This window comes from Runella sp. SP2 (assembly GCF_003711225.1).
Lineage (GTDB): Bacteria > Bacteroidota > Bacteroidia > Cytophagales > Spirosomataceae > Runella.
On the sequence record NZ_CP031030.1, the window covers coordinates 5,573,463 to 5,592,918 of the forward strand.

The 19,456-nt window shown below is 44.1% G+C and carries 17 protein-coding genes; 13 read left to right on the forward strand and 4 right to left on the reverse strand.

The genetic code is table 11. The annotated features are described in order from the left end of the window. The first annotated feature begins 8 nt into the window (after positions 1–8). The gene (locus DTQ70_RS22505) at positions 9–1,826 is read left to right on the forward strand and encodes a sensor histidine kinase (protein ID WP_122932890.1); all 1,818 of its coding nucleotides are present in this window, start codon (positions 9–11) and stop codon (positions 1,824–1,826) included. Here DTQ70_RS22505 and DTQ70_RS22510 read toward each other — a convergent pair. Beyond that, positions 1,823–2,470 (reverse strand): response regulator transcription factor, encoded by a 648-nt coding sequence (locus tag DTQ70_RS22510; protein ID WP_122932891.1) that lies wholly within the window; start codon positions 2,468–2,470, stop codon positions 1,823–1,825. The two genes, DTQ70_RS22505 and DTQ70_RS22510, sit on opposite strands and share 4 nt — an antisense overlap. Positions 2,471–2,633: 163 nt before the next feature. Here DTQ70_RS22510 and asnS point away from each other — a divergent pair, with 163 nt between their 5' ends. From asnS to DTQ70_RS22550, 8 genes are all read left to right on the forward strand, one after another. Then, positions 2,634–4,085: an asparagine--tRNA ligase gene (gene asnS / locus DTQ70_RS22515; RefSeq protein ID WP_122932892.1), complete on the forward strand. Its 1,452-nt coding sequence runs from the start codon at positions 2,634–2,636 to the stop codon at positions 4,083–4,085. A gap of 123 nt (positions 4,086–4,208) precedes the next feature. Then, a complete protein-coding gene (locus DTQ70_RS22520) occupies positions 4,209–5,303 on the forward strand; it encodes an AAA family ATPase (protein WP_122932893.1) in 1,095 nt (364 codons plus the stop codon). Then, a complete protein-coding gene (locus DTQ70_RS22525) occupies positions 5,296–5,808 on the forward strand; it encodes a hypothetical protein (RefSeq protein ID WP_122932894.1) in 513 nt (170 codons plus the stop codon). The genes DTQ70_RS22520 and DTQ70_RS22525 overlap by 8 nt, the downstream gene beginning before the upstream one ends. Positions 5,809–5,833: 25 nt before the next feature. Beyond that, positions 5,834–6,157, forward strand: a complete 324-nt coding sequence (locus DTQ70_RS22530) for a DUF3467 domain-containing protein (protein ID WP_122932895.1) — start codon at positions 5,834–5,836, stop codon at positions 6,155–6,157. Positions 6,158–6,274: 117 nt separating this feature from the next. Continuing rightward, the gene (locus DTQ70_RS22535) at positions 6,275–7,138 is read left to right on the forward strand and encodes a bestrophin family protein (protein WP_122932896.1); all 864 of its coding nucleotides are present in this window, start codon (positions 6,275–6,277) and stop codon (positions 7,136–7,138) included. 87 nt (positions 7,139–7,225) lie between these two features. Beyond that, the gene (locus DTQ70_RS22540) at positions 7,226–8,146 is read left to right on the forward strand and encodes an aspartate carbamoyltransferase catalytic subunit (RefSeq protein ID WP_122932897.1); all 921 of its coding nucleotides are present in this window, start codon (positions 7,226–7,228) and stop codon (positions 8,144–8,146) included. 24 nt (positions 8,147–8,170) lie between these two features. Next, positions 8,171–9,958, forward strand: a complete 1,788-nt coding sequence (locus DTQ70_RS22545; RefSeq protein ID WP_229599989.1) for a family 43 glycosylhydrolase — start codon at positions 8,171–8,173, stop codon at positions 9,956–9,958. Positions 9,959–10,141: 183 nt separating this feature from the next. After that, the gene (locus DTQ70_RS22550; RefSeq protein WP_122932898.1) at positions 10,142–10,489 is read left to right on the forward strand and encodes a hypothetical protein; all 348 of its coding nucleotides are present in this window, start codon (positions 10,142–10,144) and stop codon (positions 10,487–10,489) included. A 101-nt stretch (positions 10,490–10,590) separates the two neighbouring features. Here the strand turns inward: DTQ70_RS22550 and DTQ70_RS22555 are convergent, their stop codons facing one another. Then, positions 10,591–13,164, reverse strand: coding sequence for a phosphoenolpyruvate carboxylase (locus DTQ70_RS22555; RefSeq protein WP_122932899.1), 2,574 nt, complete (start codon positions 13,162–13,164; stop codon positions 10,591–10,593). A gap of 215 nt (positions 13,165–13,379) precedes the next feature. Here DTQ70_RS22555 and DTQ70_RS22560 point away from each other — a divergent pair, with 215 nt between their 5' ends. From DTQ70_RS22560 to DTQ70_RS22575, 4 genes are all read left to right on the forward strand, one after another. Then, complete coding sequence (locus tag DTQ70_RS22560; protein ID WP_164490161.1) at positions 13,380–15,437, forward strand: helix-hairpin-helix domain-containing protein; 2,058 nt, start codon at positions 13,380–13,382, stop codon at positions 15,435–15,437. Between the two features lie 95 nt (positions 15,438–15,532). After that, positions 15,533–16,048 carry a hypothetical protein gene (locus DTQ70_RS22565; protein WP_122932901.1) on the forward strand — a complete coding sequence of 172 codons (516 nt, stop codon included), beginning with the start codon at positions 15,533–15,535 and terminating at the stop codon, positions 16,046–16,048. Positions 16,049–16,139: 91 nt separating this feature from the next. Continuing rightward, positions 16,140–17,354, forward strand: a complete 1,215-nt coding sequence (gene mraY / locus DTQ70_RS22570) for a phospho-N-acetylmuramoyl-pentapeptide-transferase (RefSeq protein ID WP_122932902.1) — start codon at positions 16,140–16,142, stop codon at positions 17,352–17,354. Between the two features lie 184 nt (positions 17,355–17,538). Then, entirely contained in the window at positions 17,539–18,423 is an 885-nt protein-coding gene (locus tag DTQ70_RS22575; protein ID WP_122932903.1) for a porin family protein, read from the forward strand. A gap of 37 nt (positions 18,424–18,460) precedes the next feature. Here the strand turns inward: DTQ70_RS22575 and DTQ70_RS22580 are convergent, their stop codons facing one another. Next, positions 18,461–18,766, reverse strand: coding sequence for a transcriptional regulator (locus DTQ70_RS22580; protein ID WP_122932904.1), 306 nt, complete (start codon positions 18,764–18,766; stop codon positions 18,461–18,463). Positions 18,767–18,804: 38 nt separating this feature from the next. After that, positions 18,805–19,440 carry a hypothetical protein gene (locus DTQ70_RS22585; protein ID WP_122932905.1) on the reverse strand — a complete coding sequence of 212 codons (636 nt, stop codon included), beginning with the start codon at positions 19,438–19,440 and terminating at the stop codon, positions 18,805–18,807. Positions 19,441–19,456 lie beyond the last annotated feature (16 nt).

Sequence of the window (19,456 nt, forward strand, 5' to 3'; positions counted from 1 at the left end):
GACCAACCATGAAGAAAATTGTACTGAATTTCTTTTTGTTGTATGCACTCTCGACGCCTTTGATGGCCCAAAATCCGCTGCTGGATAGCCTCATTCAAAACATTGAAGGCTGGAGCAAAAAACCTCCTTCTATTGAGCGGGATACCAACCTCATTTTGAGCCTTAGCTTGCTTACCGAACGGTCTATTAATCTCGGGGATGCCCGCAAAGTATTTTTTCTGGATTCACTGTCTCGCTTTACTCAAAAGGTCAACTGGCTCAAAGGATTGGGGTTGTACCAACGGGCTTTGGGTAAAAAAAACGACGTGCAGGGCAATTATACCGATGCTTTTAATTACTACGAAAAAGCGATTCAACTGTTAAAAAAAGCAGGTGGTGACCCTTACGAGTTAGGGTATGCTTACGTGTTGGCAGGTTTTGTTCTAAATAATAATGGGCTGACCAACAAATGCTTAGAGTATCTTAACGCAGCACTCCCCTACGCCAAAGCCACCAAAAACAAAAACAATTTATGCTGGATTTATGATTTTTTGGGAGACTACAATTATTATGACTCGTTCGGCGTACGCAATTACCAAAAAGCCCTATTTTACTATCAAGAGGTCGAAAAAAACATTCCGTTTACGACCAGCCCAACGCTCAAAGCTGATAACCCGCATTGTTTGGCCAATGTATATATGAAACTCGGAAATGAATCTCTGGCCAATCAGTACCGCGATAAAGCACTGACCATCGCAAAGCATTACAACAACCGAGTCGTGATTTTTGCTACTTATGCCGACCTAGCCGATATTTACCAACAACGAAAAGACTATTCTAAAGCCATTGAATACCGCCTTGCTAGTCTTGATTACGCTCGAAAATCGGGCTGGAAAGAGATGGAATCGCGAGCCGAAAATTATATTTATACTACTTATAAGCTTGCGGGTGACTATCAAAACGCGTTGAAGTATTTTGAAGCCCACAAAGCGCATGAAGATAGTCTGGGACGGTTTTCGGTTCAAAAAGCCTACGACGAGCTACAGGCCAAATACAAAACGGAGCAACAACAACTTCGTATTACCGAACTTGAAAACGAACACCTTACCCGCACGCGCAACATCCTCATTACCTCTTTGTTGTTGGGTATCGGGCTGGTGCTCTACATCATTTGGAGCAACCAAAAACTACGTTCTAAAAATGACGAATTACAACGCAAAAACAAAGAAATCGAAGAAGCCTTGTTTAAAGGACAAACCATTGAGAGAAAGCGCGTAGCGTCAGAATTACACGACAATCTAAACACCAAAATCGCCGCGCTTCGTTGGCGGTTGGAAGCCCTTGATACCTCTCGCTATCCTCAAGCAGATCAAAAAATTCACGAGAGTTTGGTGCAAATGTTGGAAGATGTCTATGCGGATATTCGCTTAATTTCCCACAATTTACTTCCTCCTGAGCTAGAAACCCAAGGACTTATAGTGGCGCTGCACACCCTCACCGAAAAGCTCAATCTTAACACCAAAACGCATTTTCGGTTGGTTTCGGCCGACATTAACGAACGCTTTGACCCAAAAAAAGCGTACCAGTTGTACAGCATTACACTGGAATTAGTGAACAACGTGCTCAAACACGCCCAGGCCCAAAATGTTTGGATGAGTGTTTCAAAAAACGAGCAGTATATCATCCTGACCGTCAGCGACGACGGCGTGGGATTTCAAACAAAAAATCAAACCGATGGCGTGGGATTGCGCAACATCAGCGCCCGCGTTGAGGCATTGGAAGGGAATTGGGAAGTCGAAACAAAACCCCATGTAGGCACAAAAGTAACGATTGAAATTCCTTTCTAAACCAATTTATGCTTCACGGCGTACTTGATAATCCCGATGGCATTTTTTACGCCTAATTTACGTAGAATATTATGACGGTGCGTTTCGACCGTTCCGACACTGATAAAAAGGCGTTCGGCGATTTCGGAAGTCGAAAGTTCTTGGGCTATTAGTCGAATAATTTCTAGTTCGCGCGAGGTAACGGCAATGGGCTGCCCTGGCAGTTCATCGGTAGGGGTCGCTGTCAATGCCGACGGGCTTAGGAGTTCTTTCATCACCGCTTCGCTAAAGTATTTTTCACCACTTGCCACTGTTGTTAGGGCACGTTCTAGCTCGGCGCGATTGGCTTTTTTCATGACATAACCCGCAATTCCCGCCTGAAAAGCTTTCCGAATCGTATCGGCATCTTCCGAAACAGTTAGCATCAAGATTTTAAGTTGGGAAAATTTACTCCGAACCTGCAACGTCAAGTCCACTCCCGTCAGATACGGCATACTTAAATCCGTCACCAGCACATCGGCTTCGTTAGTTTCCAAAAAACCAAGTACTTTTCGGCTATCGTTTAAAGTACCTACAACTTCCATGTTAGGAATCGTAGAAATGAGCAGCGAAAGGCTATCGAGCACGATTTGATGATCGTCGGTAATAACAACACGAATTGGCATTTTTACGGGAGATTAGGGCTATTCAAAAGTAAAAGAAGATTCTTGAAAAATCAAAACCTGATTTCAAATCCCCTCATTCTTTGTCCTGACGCTTTAAAACCCTAATTTTGTAGCCCTTTCGTGGTTATAGTTTATAACATTCACCATTTACCAATTACAAAAAGTGGGTCCGATACAGATTAAACAGATTCTTTCCGAGGCCAGTGTAGGCAGCGAAGTGGTCGTCAAAGGTTGGGTACGTACCAAGCGTGAAAGTAAAAATGCCATTTTTATTGCAATTAATGATGGCTCGACCATCCATAATATACAGGCAGTAGCAGAACCTGGTCAAATCGCCGAAGATACCCTCAAGCTTATCACCACAGGCGCTTGCCTCAAAGTGACGGGCGAGCTCGTGGCGTCGCAAGGTTCGGGACAAGCCGTTGAGGTAAAGCTTTCAGATGTACACGTGTACGGTACAGCCGACCCTGACGAATACCCGCTTCAGCCTAAAAAGCACTCGTTGGAGTTTTTGCGGGAAATCGCTCACTTGCGCCCGCGTACCAATACCTTTAGCGCTATTTTGCGTCTTCGCCACGCGTTGGCGTTTGCCGTTCATAAATATTATAACGACAACGGTTTCTTTTACCTTCATACGCCTATCATCACGGCATCCGACGCCGAAGGGGCAGGTGAAATGTTTCGCGTGACTACGTTAAATTTGGACAAACTTCCTCGCACCGAAGAAGGAAAAATCGACTTCAAAGAAGATTTCTTTGGGCGCGAAACCAACCTCACCGTATCGGGGCAGTTGGAAGGCGAGCTTGGCGCCATGGCTTTGTCGAAGATTTATACATTCGGCCCTACGTTCCGTGCCGAAAACTCAAACACCACTCGCCACTTGGCCGAGTTTTGGATGATTGAGCCAGAAATGGCCTTTTTTGAGTTGGAAGACAACATGAACTTGGCTGAGGATTTTGTAAAATACGTGATTCGCTATGCGTTGGAAAACTGCGCTGACGACCTCAATTTCCTCCAAAAACGCCTCGAAGAAGAAGAAAAACAAAAGCCTCAAAACGAGCGTTCGATGCCGTTGTTGGAGAAACTACGCTTTGTGGTTGACAACAATTTTGAACGCGTCACTTATACCGAAGCCATCGACATTTTGTTGAAATCAAAACCTCACAAAGAGAAAAAGTTTCAGTACAATGTAGAATGGGGCATCGATTTGCAATCGGAGCATGAGCGTTTCTTGGTAGAAAAACACTTCAAAAAACCCGTGATTTTAATTAACTATCCACGGGCTATCAAGGCGTTTTACATGAAGCAAAACGAACCAAACCCTGCTGAACCAGGGCCAACCGTACGCGCGATGGACGTATTGTTCCCAGGCATTGGCGAAATCATCGGTGGCTCGCAGCGGGAAGAAGATCACGACAAGTTGGTAGCTCGGATGCACGAAGTAGGTATCGAACCAGAAGCTATTTGGTGGTACCTCGAAACCCGCAAGTTTGGAACGGCTCCGCACGCAGGTTTTGGACTCGGCTTTGAGCGCTTAATTCTTTTCGTATCGGGCATGGGTAACATTCGCGACGTGATTCCGTTCCCACGTGCACCAAAATCGGCTGAATTTTAAGCCTGTTTTGTCATTCCGTAAGAATCTATTTATTAGACCAGTATCAACTGTGTTTAAATCCTTTTTTGTAGCTTTGACAACTCTAACAGGGTTGTCAAAGCTATTTATAGACCTTTCTAATACATGAAAATAGAACTCAAAAACTTCGGCCCTATTGACCATTTCGAGTTTGATTTGGATAAAGACCTGCACGTGATTTACGGAGAAAACAACCTCGGCAAATCATATGCTATGAGTGCTGTTTATTTGATTTTGAAGAATCTATTATTTGTATCAGATAAAAATTTCAACGTACAATTAAAAGACCTGATTCATCAATCAGTTGCCATATCTTTTCCTACTCAACTAACTAATAATGGGACTGGAAAAGGTGTTGAAATTCTATTAACTTCATCAAAAGGCACTAGCTATCAAATTCAACTGAACGATTCTGAATCTCCTACCCTTACTTTGAGTGAGTTCATGGATGTAAAAGATTTATATTTTCTAAAAAAATACTCTCTTCATTACTTACCCGCTTCTCGTTCTGGGCTTTATAACGGCATAAATTCTCTTTCACCCATTATTGCTCAGTTATCCCAATTACGAAATTCCATTAAAGAAACTATTAGCATACCCACGTATTCGGAACCTATTTCTGATTACTTCTTACTACTAACATCTATTAATCAATTACCTAAAAACGAATCAATTACATCCATCGTAGAGAAAAAAATCCTGAAAGGAGAAGTTATTTTTGATAAGACACAAAAAAAGCTTTTATTCAAACAAGAGGGATTAACTTTTGACTTAGAACTCTCACAAACCTCTTCAATGGTAGCCGAAATAGCTCCTTTCGTTGCATTTATTAAATATATTGTCACCGATAAAAGTATCCTCTTCATTGAAGAGCCCGAAGCCCACTTACACCCTAAAATTCAGGTTGAAATGATGAAAGTGTTTGTCGAGTTGGTCAACGCTGGAGTCAAAGTAGTAATGACTACCCACAGCGATTACATGAAGGACACGTTGAGCAACTTGTTATTAGCAGGAGAAGTTTCACCCGATAAAGTCGCAAGTTATCACTTTGTGATGGGGGAAAATGGAAGCTACGACGCAGGCGATATGAAAGCAACTGAGGAAGGTATTGAAGACCACAATTTTACCAGCGTGTCGGTAGCGTTGTACGAAGAACGCATGAAACTATTAGAGAAACGCTACGCAGGCAGCCATGATTAGTGAGATAAAAAACGATTTGGTTCTCAAGAATTTTGTGAGAGAAAAATGTGAAGACGAAGGACTATGTGTTGACATTGACCCACGAATTCCACCAGAAAGGATAGTGATTATCAAGGTTGATGATTATTATAATAGTTTCAACGTAGAAAAACGACCTGCCTCTCCCGACTGTCTCATTATTGTTCAGTGCAGCGATACTACATTTTCAGCAACGATTGTTGAAATGAAAAACATTGATTATTCTGCGGGATTCACGGTTGAAAACATGAGGGAAAAATTTGATACCTGCTTAAATGACTTTATGCGAAAACAGTTTGCCAAATATTTTGACCGAGAATTTAAAAAAATCACCTTGTTTTTCGTAAATAGAATTGAATTGCATCGTGCTTCTGCTTACGATGACACTTTGAAAACGAAAATTTTGATGAATACGTTATTTACTTTTCGGGGTCGTCTTTGTAAAATAGAACTCAGATTTCCAACACCCGCCGTCAAGCCTTGTTAAACGATACAAAATACCAACATATACCATGCAAGAAGATAAACACATCGAAATCGAACAACAAATCAACGTCGAAATCTCAGAAGAAATGGCCGAAGGCGTTTATTCTAATTTGGCCATGATTGCCCATTCCAACAGCGAATTTATCTTAGATTTCATCCGTCTCATGCCTAACGTTCCTAAAGCGAAAGTGAAAGCTAGAGTTATTCTTACCCCTGAGCACGCCAAACGTTTGTTAGCCGCTTTAAAAGACAACATCCGTAAGTTTGAAGATGCCCACGGCGACATTCGCCAATCTGGCGAAGAAGAGTTTCCCTTTATGAATTTTGGCGGCCCAATGGGCGAAGCCTAAATGGAGTGTCGAGTGCGGAGTGCAGAATATCGAATAACATCGCACGCGTGCTCCCGTCTGCACTCCGCACTCGACACTTTAAATTCTGCACTCGACATTCTTTCTTCGACATTCTCCATGATTAGTTATAACCCCAAAGATTGGTGGAAGCTTATTTTTGCGTTCCACAAAAGCGACACTTTTCGCTCTTTATTACCTGGAATTCTGGGCGTTGCGGCTTACACAGTGGTGGTCGCTTACATCGAAAATGATATTTTTCACGCCTCTTTCAAAAACACTACCGTCGTTCACTCGCTGGTAGGTTTTGTGCTTTCGATGTTGCTTGTTTTTCGTACCAACACCGCCTACGACCGCTGGTGGGAAGGCCGTCGTTTTTGGGGGAGTTTTGTGAATAATTCACGTAACTTAGCGCTCAAACTCAACACGTTTCTACCCCATCATCCTGAAATCAGAAAGACGTTTAAAGTACTCATTACCAACTACATTCTTGCCGCAAAAGAACACTTGCGTTCGGGAGTGCATGTGAAGCACCTAGAGAATATAGGCGAATACGACAGCACGTTTTATAGCAAGAAAAAGCATGTTCCCAACCAAATTATGGGGGCGATTTATGACGAGGTCAATACCCTTTACCAGCACAAACTACTCACGGGCGACCAGCTATTTCTCATCAATGAAGAACTCCGCTCTTTCACCGACAACATCGGTGGCTGTGAGCGTATCAAGCGCACGCCCATTCCGTTTGCCTACAGTTTATTTTTGAAAAAAGTCATTTTCTTGTACGTATTTACGATGCCCATTGGGTTTGTGGTGGAGTTTAAGTATTGGGCAGCCCCCATTGTAGCCATCGTTTTCTACATCTTCGCCAGCATCGAAGTTTTGGCCGAAGAAATTGAAGACCCCTTCGGAACCGACGCCAACGACCTCCCTACGGATACCATTTACGAAACCATCAAAGCCAACCTCGACGAAATTCTATAAGCACACTTTTCAAGGTTTTTGAGGCCGAATATTTCGCAAACGTGCAGGGATTTGTACCTTTGCAAAACTTTTTTTGTGCTCCTGACCATGTCACAACTTTCCGTAAGGCACCTACTCGGCATCAAAAACCTCACCGAATCAGATATTTACACGATTTTAGATACGGCTACTCAGTTCAAAGACGTCATCAATCGGCCCATCAAAAAAGTCCCTTCTTTGCGCGATGTGACGATTGCCAACGTTTTTTTTGAAAACTCTACCCGCACTCGTTTATCGTTTGAATTGGCCGAAAAACGACTTTCTGCCGACGTAGTTAATTTTTCTGCTTCGGGAAGTTCGGTCAAAAAAGGGGAAACCTTGCTCGATACCGTCAACAACATTTTGGCCATGAAAGTCGATATGATTGTGATGCGGCACAGTAGCCCAGGCGCTCCGCATTTCTTGTCTGAGCGGATTACTGCCAATGTCGTCAACGCAGGCGACGGCACCCACGAGCACCCTACCCAAGCGTTGTTGGATGCGTTTTCCATTCGTGAGCAAATTGGTGATTTGGCGGGGAAAAAGATTGCCATCATTGGCGATATTCTTCACTCTCGGGTCGCGCTTTCTAACATTTTTTGCCTCAAAAAACTAGGCGCCGAAGTCCGCGTGTGTGGGCCAACCACGCTTATCCCAAAATACATTTCTTCGTTGGGCGTACAAGTGAGCCACAACGTGAAAGAAACGCTCCAATGGTGCGATGTCGCCAACGTGCTCCGTATTCAATTAGAACGCCTGCAAGTAAAATACTTCCCAAGCCTTCGTGAGTATTCGTTGTATTTTGGTATTAATCGTCAAATGCTCGACGAACTTGACCGCGACATTGTCTTGATGCACCCTGGGCCTATCAACCGTGGGGTCGAACTCACCTCTGATGCCGCCGATTCGCGTCAAAGTATCATCTTAAACCAAGTAGAAAACGGAGTAGCTGTGCGCATGGCGGTGCTTTATCTATTGGCTCAACAGTAGTTGGGAACTAATAGATAACCTATCATGAAAATACTACCAAAACGTCGTACGTTTACTGCGTACCTCGCAGAAGGTATTGCCTTTTGCTTCTTGCTCTTTTTTGCATTTTGCCCAACTTTTGCCCAAACGCGAACGTACTGCAACCCGATTAATCTGGATTATGGCTTTACTCCCATTCCCAATTTTTCGGAAGCAGGGCGGCATCGTGCCACCGCCGACCCCGTCATTGTCAATTTCAAAGGCACCTATTTTCTTTTTTCTACCAATCAATGGGGCTATTGGTGGAGCAAAGATTTGTCAAAATGGAACTTTATAAGTCGTAAGTTTCTCCTTCCGCACAACAAAGTCTATGACGAATTATGCGCCCCCGCCGTTTGGGCCATGGACGATACGCTCTACGTTATTGGTTCTACGCATACCAAAGAGTTTGCAATTTGGAAAAGTACCAACCCCACGGTTGATGACTGGAAAATTGCCGTTTCGGCTTTTGAAGGGGCAGCTTGGGACCCCGCCTTTTTGTACGACGACGACAAACGCCTTTACCTTTACTACGGTTCTAGCAATTTTTATCCATTGTACGGCTGGGAAATCAACCCAAAAACACTCCAACCCATTGGCGAACGTAAAGAACTCGTCCGCCTCCACGACGACCAACATGGCTGGGAACGTTTTGGCGATTATAACGACAATATTTTCCTCAAACCGTTTATCGAAGGGGCTTGGGTGGACAAACACAACGGGAAATACTACTTCCAATACGGAGCACCTGGAACGGAGTTTAACGGATACGCCGACGGGGTTTATGTATCGGACAACCCATTGGGGCCATTTACCTACCAAAAACACAACCCATTTTGTTATAAACCAGGAGGCTTCATACGAGGAGCAGGCCACGGCGGAAGTTTCAAAGATAATTTTAACAATTGGTGGCACATTACTACGGGTGTTGTGGCCGTCAAAAACAATTTTGAACGTCGTTTGGTCCTTTTTCCTACGGGTTTTGACAACGACGGCATTATGTATTCCAACACCACGTTTGGCGACTACCCTCATACGTTACCCACTGGCAAAGCTGACCACCTTAAAAGTCGTTTTACGGGCTGGATGTTGTTAAATTACAACAAACCCGTGCAAGTTTCGTCGTCGTTGAGTGGTTTTACGCCCAACTTCGCCGTGGACGAGGACATCAAAACCTACTGGAGTGCTACTTCGGCCAACGCAGGCGAATGGCTACAGAGCGACTTGGGCGAAGTATCGACCGTCAATGCCATTCAAATCAACTATGCCGACCAAGACGTGGACTCGATGTATTTGGGAAAATTTACCAATATCTATCACCAATACCGTCTATGGCATTCGCTAGATGGCAAAAAATGGCAGTTGCTGGTGGACAAAAGTAAAAACAAGACCGATGTCCCCCACGATTACATTGAGCTGAGCAAGCCCGTTGAAACGCGTTTTATTAAGTTAGAAAACCTCCACATGGCCACGGGCAAGTTTGCCATCAGTGGTCTGCGGGTATTTGGAAAAGGAAAGGGGAAAGTACCTAACGCTGTTAAAGGCTTTGTAGTACTCCGACAAGAAGACGACAAACGGAATGCGTGGCTCAAATGGTACCCCGAAAGCGGCGCACAGGGCTATAATATCCATTACGGTATCGCGCCCGACAAGCTATATACCAGCGTGATGGTCTATAACAAAAACGAGTACTACCTCAAAGCACTTGATAAAAATACGACCTATTACCTTTCGATTGAGCCTTTCAACGAAAACGGCATTGGGCAACGCACGGTAGTGATGAAAGTGGAGTAAACCCTTCCCGAAAGTTTGAAACTTTCGGGAAGGTGAATGATTATGATGTAAAACAAAAACGAGTACTACCTCAAAGCACTTGATAAAAATAGGGCAACGCACAGCGGTGATGAAGGTGGAGTGACGAGGAGTAAATTGACCTTTTGCTAAAAATCAGTTTCGTAGTTATCTTTGATAAAAAAAATGACCGATGAACTTAGACATATCCTTGAAGGAACTGGCAGAATTACAGAAACAGATCTTATCCAAACAACCCTCTTTTACCTTAGAAAAGGCCAAACAGCAAGTGGAAAGATTGAAAAATCAAAATTCGTCAATAAAGAAGACGAGGTAAAACACCTAACTACCTTTGCCTCTCGCTATCATCTTTGGTACACTGCAATACCTCAAAATGCCTATATTGGAGAAGGTAATGATTTTTTTCATCCAGAGTTAGGCATTATTCTTGAAGACCTTCACGACGAAAATGTATTAACTAATCAGGGACTTTTCTTTTTTATTGATAGTGCTATTTATTTGATTACCCATTAGAAGAAAGCACTATTGAAAAATACGCCCCATAGCCAATCAATACGAAGAAGTTATCTCAACCTTCCCGAAAGTTTTAAACTTTCGGGAAGGTAAAAAAAGGATTAGGCAGAGTTGCGCGCGGCGTTGATGATACCAAACATCGCCCGAATGACAAGCTTATTGAACACATCTACGTCAGCGGAAGAGAGCTCTCCACTTTGTAGTTTTTGAAGCGCGTACTGTTGAATCGTCATCAACGGCAAGACAATTCGCTCCCGAATCTTGATGGACTCTTTGGTGACTGGGTTTTGGTTTAATAAGTCTTTTTCGCCCGAAAACTCCAACATCAATCGAATACTACGCTCGTATTCCTCAAACATCATGTTCCAAATCGTTGCAAACTCTGGATTGTCTTGGAGGTATTTGGTAGCTGGATAATACGCCTTCATCAGCGACTGCATTGAGTTTTCGACCAACGTACGAACAAACAACGAACGCTTATAGAGCTTCTTCAAAGCATCCATTTTCCCTTCGTTTTTCAACGTTTCCAAACCTGACCCAAACCCGTAAAAACCAGGTACATTTTGTTTCATCTGGGCCCAAGAACCCACAAACGGAATCGCGCGGAGGTCTTCAAACTTGAGTCCACCACCGCTTCCACGCTTGTCGGGTCGGCTACCAATTTTGGTTTGTCCGTAAAAACGTAAAGGCGTAATTTTCTCCAAATACGGCACAAACGTCGGGTGATTTTTGAGTCCCAAATACGCATGATACGCCGCATCGGCCAACTCTTCCATCAGCGCCTTATCGGCCTCAGAAAGTTGATCCTTGGTGTTTTTGGACATAAAAAGATTGTTTTCCAACCCTGCCGTAAACAATCTTTCTAAGTTATAAATGGCCGTTGGCACTGTACCATAGTTGGAGCTAATGGTCTGTCCCTGAACCGTCAACTGAATTTCTTTGTCTTCAATATCTTTCCCCAACGACGCATAAAACGCGTGGTTGTTTCCTCCCCCACGACCTGGAGGCCCTCCACGACCGTCGAAGAAGGTCACTTTTACATCGTACTCGCGCGAAATTTTTGTGAGTTGCTCTTTGGCTGAGAAAATTGACCAGTTTGCCCGCAAATATCCTCCGTCTTTGGTCCCGTCGGAGAAACCCACCATGATGGTTTGTTGGTTGCCTCTCTTGGCTAAATGCGCCCGATAATACGGATTTTCGTACAACATTTTCATTACCTCCGACGCATTTGCAAGGTCATCTACAGTTTCAAAAAGCGGGACAATATCAACGTGCAAATCATCTGTTTTCCAAACATTTTTAAACAACGCCAATACTTCCACCACGTTAAGCGCACTCGCACAGTTGCTGATGACATAGCGGTGAGCTCCTTCTATTCCATTTCGTTTCTGAATTTCACGAATGGCCAACATCGAACCATAAATATCTTGCGTAATCGGGTCTTTGAAATCGCTTTCTGCCAACTCTACCTGCAACGACAACAAGAAATCTATTTTTCGTTTTTCATCCCAACTTTCATAATCAGAGAATGAGAAAACAGGAACTTGTTTTTCAATTTTCGTAAGAATTTCCTGCCACGCCAATGAGTGTTTAGGACTTACTTGACGAATATCCAAACTAGCAAAAAAGAAACCAAATAGCTTGATTTTCAACACTGTTTCATCCAACAACTCCACAAAGAGTGAATCGTGGTCGCGTACCAATACTTCCCGTGCTTGGCTCAAGTCCGCCAATAGTTCTTCGGCTTTGGTGTAGTGCTCTTGATCAGGATAATAAATCGCGTTGTTGGTCTTACGCTCTGCCGTTGAGATAAACTCTTCTACCCCATTAAAGGTCAATCGGCGTTTGAGGTATTTAATATCACGCCAATAACACTTGAGCAATATCTGGCGCAAACGGTCAGCCACCTCCAATGTCACGTCCGAAGTGACAAACGGGTTTCCGTCGCGGTCGCCTCCAGGCCAAAAGCCCAAGCGGAACAAACCCGTGTGTTTCCATTCGTTCATCGGTACTTCAAGGCCATTGAGCAGGCGTTGCACAAGCATCGGGATGGCTTTATAAAATACATTCTCCAAAAACCAACACAACGTCATGGCTTCATCCAGCGGCGTAGGCTTGTTTTTGTTGATAAAGCCCGTTTTTCCCAACTGCAATAGAAGATGGTTTACTTCCACAAAGTCATTGTCTTTGATGGATTCTTCCAAATCAGTGATGATACCAAGTACTTTGCCTGGGTAAAATTGCGTAGGGTGGGCTGTCAACACGATGCGTACACAAAAGTCTTCTAACTTACGAAGAAGCTTTTGGCGCAAATCGTCGCTATCGACCCGATTGAGAAGCTGCGTAAGCGACCCTTGCCCATTGCTGTCATGTGTGTGGTCAAAACCCGCATCTTCCACGGAATCAAACAATACAACTTGCCGTTCAATGAACTTGATTAAGTTAAATAGCAAGTCGCGACGTTCATCTTCGGTCGCATTTTCGGTATATTCCTCAAAAAACGACTCGATGATTTGCAAAGGGCTTTTGCCCGCATTAAACCCTTCCTCACTCGCCTGAACAAGCAACGGAAGAAGCGTACCCGTACGGTAGATGTCCTGAAACGGTAAGCTCAGAAACAGGCTGTTGAAAATGTTATATTTCGTTACAACAGCGTCTTGATAAACGTTAGGCATGTGGGTTGTTAATGTTAGGTGGGTATTAGACAGCGAATAAAAGCATAAAATTGTACATTTTCAAGAAAAAAGGCCAATTCTTATCAATTTTAATAATTAAAGTAGGGGTTTTATTGAAAATTTCTTAATTTAACCCTAACAATCATACGTTATGTTCAATTCTCAAACACAAAGAAGAAACCATTGTATGTTTAAACGTATCCATTTTTACTCGTTTGAAATCACTACTTTTTCTCTCGTTTGGGGTTGGCTTAGTTGGAACTGTTTCCTATGCGCAAGAATTTCGCCGCCGCGAAATTGACCCCACTTCATTTGTTCAGAACCTCCTGCCCATCACGGCAGAAGACCTCAATTATGGTACGGTCTATGAGAATCTGATTCAGCTCTACACTGCTCCACTCGACCTTAACACCTGCACGCGCGAAGAACTGGCTGCTACGTATCTTCTCAATGAACGTCAGCTCAATCGCTTCTTTGAGTACCGTACTCAGTTTGGAAATTTCCTGTCTATCTACGAGTTACAGGCTATTCCTGAGTTTGAGTTAGCACTGATTTACCGATTGCTCCCCTTTGTGACCGTCACTCCCCAAAATCGAAAGTTATGGAATGGATTGACCAATCCTAGCGACCATTATTTGTTGGTAAGAACGGAGCAACTTTTAGAACAAAAACGCGGAGCTACCGCAGATGCGCCCCAGTCACGCGATGGAACATTGCAGAAATTTGCGGGTAGTCCGCTGCAATGGTACGCTCGCTATCGCTACAGCCGAAGCCGCGACTTTAGTTTTGGCATTACGGCCGAAAAAGACGAAGGGGAAGCTTTTTCGTGGAAGCCTTCGGCGCACAAGTACGGCCCTGATTTTTTATCATTTCACGCCCAAGTACAGCACCGTGGGCGCCTCAAAAACCTCATTTTGGGTGATTACCAACTCCAAGTAGGACAAGGGTTAATTTATTCGGCGGGTTTTTCGCTGGGCAAAGGCATGGAAACCGTCTATACCATTCGTCGCCCCACGACAGGTATCCGTCCTTACACTTCTGTCACCGAAACGGGCTTTTTTCGCGGCATTGCGGCTACTTATTCTTTAGGCAAGCGCCTTGAACTTACCACGCTGCTTTCTCGCGTTCGGCAGAGTGGAACACTCACCGCCCAGCAAACCGTCAGCTCGTTCCAAACCGACGGGCTTTTTCGCATTCCTAATGAACTCCAATACCGCGCCAACCTCGTAGAACAAAACGCGGGAGCGCATTTGGTGTATCATCTTGACCGTGGGCAACTGGGTGCTACCTACCTTCATACTTCTTTTGACTATCCGTTGCAGAAGGCAGAAGCGCCACGCAATGAATTTGAATTTCGGGGAAAACATAATCACCTTTTGGGATTGCATGGCAACTATGTTTGGCGGAATTTTCATTTTTTTGGCGAAACGGCACGCTCCAAAAGCGGTGGAACGGGTACCGTTGCAGGCGTACTCGCCAGCCTCACCAAACGCTGGGATGCGTCCCTACTTTTTCGGAATTTTGACAGGAATTTTCACAGTTTTTATGCCAATGCTTTTGGTGAAAACAGCCGTAATATCAACGAAGCTGGGTTGTATTTGGGGGCAAAATACAGCGTTCATAAACGGCTAAAACTAGCGACTTACGTTGACCTCTATCGCTTCCCTTGGTATAAATATTTGGTCGATAAACAACCTACCAAAGGCTGGGATTATCTCGTACAAGGCACCTGGACGCCTTCCAAAAAATGGACGTTGTACGCCGTTTATCGGCAAGAGCAAAAAGAAAGAAATATCGCGTCTGATTTGTCAAAACAAAAATTTGTAACCCAAACCCTGCGCCGCACCCTTGTACTAAATGCCGAATACGCACCCCACCGCAGTTGGTCGTTTCGCAGTCGAATCCAAGGAGGGACGTTTGGCTACCACGGCTTCGAAGCCGACAAAGGATGGTTGGTGTTACAAGAAGTAACGGCCAAATGGGGCAAGTTGGCAGCGACCGCCCGCGTTTCTGCGTACAATACCGATAGCTACGACGCTCGTCAATACGCCGTAGAGCAGGATGTACTATACGCGATTTCGATGCCTGCTTATTATGAGCGTGGCTTTCGGCATTTTTTGTTGCTGCGGTATTCGGCAAATGCGCACACGGATATTTGGCTTCGGGTATCGCGTACAACCATGCCCGAACGCGACGCACTCAGCTCGTACGTGGACGAAATCCAAGGGACAAACCGAACAGATATTAAATGCCAAGTACGCTATCGCTTTTAGTGATTTTTAACAAATTTAACTTTGGCATAACTTTTGATAAGTGATGGTTAGTGTATCTAAAAGGTATATAACCCTCTGCTTTTCAATTGTTTTTTATGAATCGTTTTTACCGCTTTGGAATTTTTGGGCTTTTGATGATTATGTTTTTAGGCTGGATGATTAATTGTACTGGCACAAAAACCGCGTCGCATACCCCCTCGTTTATTCACCTCAATACTTCTGAAGTAATTACGTCAGACTGGATTGATGCTAACCAATGGGTGACGACAACGGTATTTGGTTTACCCGCTCGTACTTGCGAGCTAACGTCCAAACAATTGAGTCCGTCGTTGTTAGAAGAAAATCAATTGTATGTCTATTCTAAAATTGACGAGCAAGTCCATCCCATGCCTTTTAACATTCGCCAAAACAGCGCCGAATTGCGTTTTGACTATACCATGCCTACACCATCTACCCTAAAAATTGTAATGATTGGTTTGAAAGGCAACCTAAAACCCATGGGCGAGCAGCAGTACCGCTATGTGTTAATTCCAAATTCGTTGGTCAAAAAATCACCGATTAACATGGGCGATTATGAGATGGTCAAAACGGCTTTTCATTTAGAAGACTAATTTCTTTTTCTGATTTTCTTAAAAATGCCTATACTTGCCGACATCGTGCCAAGTATAGGCATTTTTGCGTTTGCCTAACCTCCAATTTACTATGCTTTATTACCTATTTTCGTATTTAGACAAGACCTTCAATTTCCCTGGGGCAGGGGTATTTCAATATATTTCGTTTCGGGCGTTGGGAGCTACCGTTACCTCGCTCCTCATCGCGGCCGTTTTTGGGCGACGTATCATTGATTTTTTACGCACCAAACAAATTGGCGAAACCATTCGTGACTTGGGACTTCAAGGCCAAATGGAGAAAAAAGGAACGCCAACCATGGGCGGGTTTATCATCTTGGCTTCCTTGTTAGTTCCCGTGCTCCTTTTTGCCAAACTCTCCAACGTCTATATCGTTTTACTGCTCATCACCGCCGTTTGGACAGGCTTGATTGGATTCGTTGACGATTACCTCAAAAAATTCAAAAACAACAAAGAAGGACTTCACGGAAAGTTTAAAGTCGTAGGCCAAGTAGGGCTCGGATTGATTGTGGGGATTACGTTGTCGTTTAACCAACACGTTAAAATTCGGATTTATGATAAACCCCTGATTAGCTCGGCCATTGGGGAAGTCCAGCGTTATAATGACCTCATTAATCCTACCGTGACAACACTCCCTTTCATCAAAAACAATGAATTTGACTATTCAAACCTTCTTTTTGGGCTTCTTCCCGACAGCTATTCGTGGATTATTTATACCATCGTCGCTATTTTCATCATTACGGCTGTTTCCAATGGCTCCAACATTACCGACGGTATCGACGGTCTTGCGGCGGGCACATCCATTATTATTGGACTTACGCTGGGCGTTTTGGCCTATGTATCGGGGAATGCCAAATTTTCGCAGTATCTCAATGTCATGTACATTCCTAACTCTGGGGAGATGGTAATTTTCGTAGCGGCTTTTGTGGGGGCCTGTATTGGATTTTTATGGTACAATTCCTACCCCGCCCAAGTGTTTATGGGCGATACGGGCAGCTTGATGCTCGGGGGCGTCATCGCCGTTATTTCGTTGGCGATTCGGAAAGAGTTGCTGATTCCTATTATGTGCGGAATTTTCTTTGCCGAAAGCCTCTCCGTCATCATGCAAGTGAGTTATTTTAAATATACTAAGAAAAAATTCGGCGAAGGGCGTCGCATTTTCTTGATGTCGCCGCTTCACCACCATTTTCAGAAAAAGGGATACCACGAAGCCAAAATCGTGGCGCGTTTCTGGATTGTGGGCATTATTTTGGCCATTGCCACCTTGGTTACGTTGAAACTCCGCTAACCAAACACCGCTTTTTTTTACAACGGCGAGCAACTTCAAGAAGTCACTCGCCGTTTTTGTTTTACACATCCAAAACAAGTAAAAACACGTAGATAAAAACCGTACAATCCCTCAGAAGGGTACGGGTAAAAAACTGCACTTTTGTAAACTTTTTCAATTAGTGTTTCCCTAACTCCAACAAATCATGAATAAGCTCTCGACACTGCTGCTGTGTGCCGCCCTTTTTGTTACTGGATTTTCACAAACTACCCTTGCTCAAACGCAGCCTACTCCAAGTATGCAAGAGCAATATGACAAACTCCACGGAATCAAGCCTAAAACGCCGACCACTGATAAATCAAAAGCAAAAACGAAAACTACTACCCAAAAACCTGAGAAAACCACCGCCCCCTCTAAACCTCCCAAGCAGGCCAAAACGGTTGAACCAGCCAAACCCAAACCTACTAAGCCTGTTCCTGCACCCGCGATGGCAAGCGAAGGTGGATTTGGGGTAAAAGTAGGTCTGAGAGGCGGAGCCAATTACAGTTCTATCACTTCAGATGCCATCAAAGCCAGCGGACTCACCGTTGATCCTCTATTGGGCTACCACGGTGGGTTGGTGGTAGAACTCGGTGGAAAAACATTTTCAGTTCAACCAGAAATCTTGTATTCTCAAACAGCCTATAAAATCAGCGCTTCCCAGTCAGGAAGTTTACTTACAGGCGAAAGTCGTGTCAACAGTGTGACCGTCCCACTTTTGTTCAAAGTATCGCTTGGCAATGGTCTAACGAAGTTTTTTATCAATGCAGGAGGTTTTGGAAGCTATGCCCTCAGTGCCAAGACAAAAACTACCTTTAGTGGCATTACGACTACCACTGACTTGAAATTTGATTCAGGTGATCAACGTCTCGAATACGGGGCTGTAGGAGGTGCAGGGGTAGCGTTGGGACTTGGAAGGGCACAATTGCTCATTGAAGGACGCTACTATTATGGTCTTGGCAGCGACGGTGATGTCCCTGCTGCAAGTAAAAGGTTTACGCGAAACATCCAAGGGTCAATAGGTCTGTTGATTCCGCTTGGGGGGAATTAATTAAACGAAATGAGCGCGTGAATTTATACTCACGCGCTCATTTCGTTTCTTGAAAAGTTCCTGAGCGAATAAATGCTTCTAGGGTATTGAGGTGCTGCGTAAACGCCGTACGGCCATCGTCAGTCGCGGCGTAGGTAGTGTTGGGTTTTCGTCCAATAAATTGTTTTTGAACACTCACATACCCTTGCTCTTCGAGCGCGCGCAGGTGGGTAGCGAGGTTTCCGTCGGTCAGTTGAAGGAGGTCTTTGAGGGCGTTGAAACTCAACGACTCATTGACAATCAACACCGACATGATTCCTAACCTTGCCTTACTCTCAAAAGCTTTATTGAAATGTTCGAGCATTTAGTGTGTCTTTTCTTTAATTGCAGTAGGGTAATCTGCTAGCGTTTTATGTCGTACTTAAAATACATGTAAGTTCCATAAACAATGTGAAGAACTCCAAATCCTAGCGCCCAAACCAGTAAGTTATATCCCGTCATAAACAGTGAAATCAATCCTAAAATTACTTCACAAATACCCAGGTATTCGACATCACGAACGGTGTATTTACTAGCATTGAGCAGGGCTAATCCGTAAAAAATGAGGGTTGCGGGAAAACTCACCCACAAAATACCTCTGTAAAACATCGCCAAGCAAAAAACCCCTCCCGTTACGAGCGGAATCATTAAGCTAATGACCAGGCGTTTTGATGTACTATTCCAAACACTTTGCCCCGACTTCTTTGCTTTACGAATGGTAAAGAACACCCCAAAAATTAATGCTAAAACCAAGACGATGGTTCCATCGAGGAGTACAAAACGCATCATTTCACCACGGGTAAGCTCCGAGACGTCGCTCATGCCATCGTAACTCAGCGCATCGGTTTTGAGACGTAAGTACGCCACTAACGCCCCCCCCAGTGCAACAATACCCGCGAATATCCCTGACAAACCGCTTAACGATAGGAATTTTGATGAGCGCTGCATCAAATCCCGAATCTCGGTCAAGGTTTCTAATGATTGATTGTGAGAATCCATCTGTTTATTTTATGGA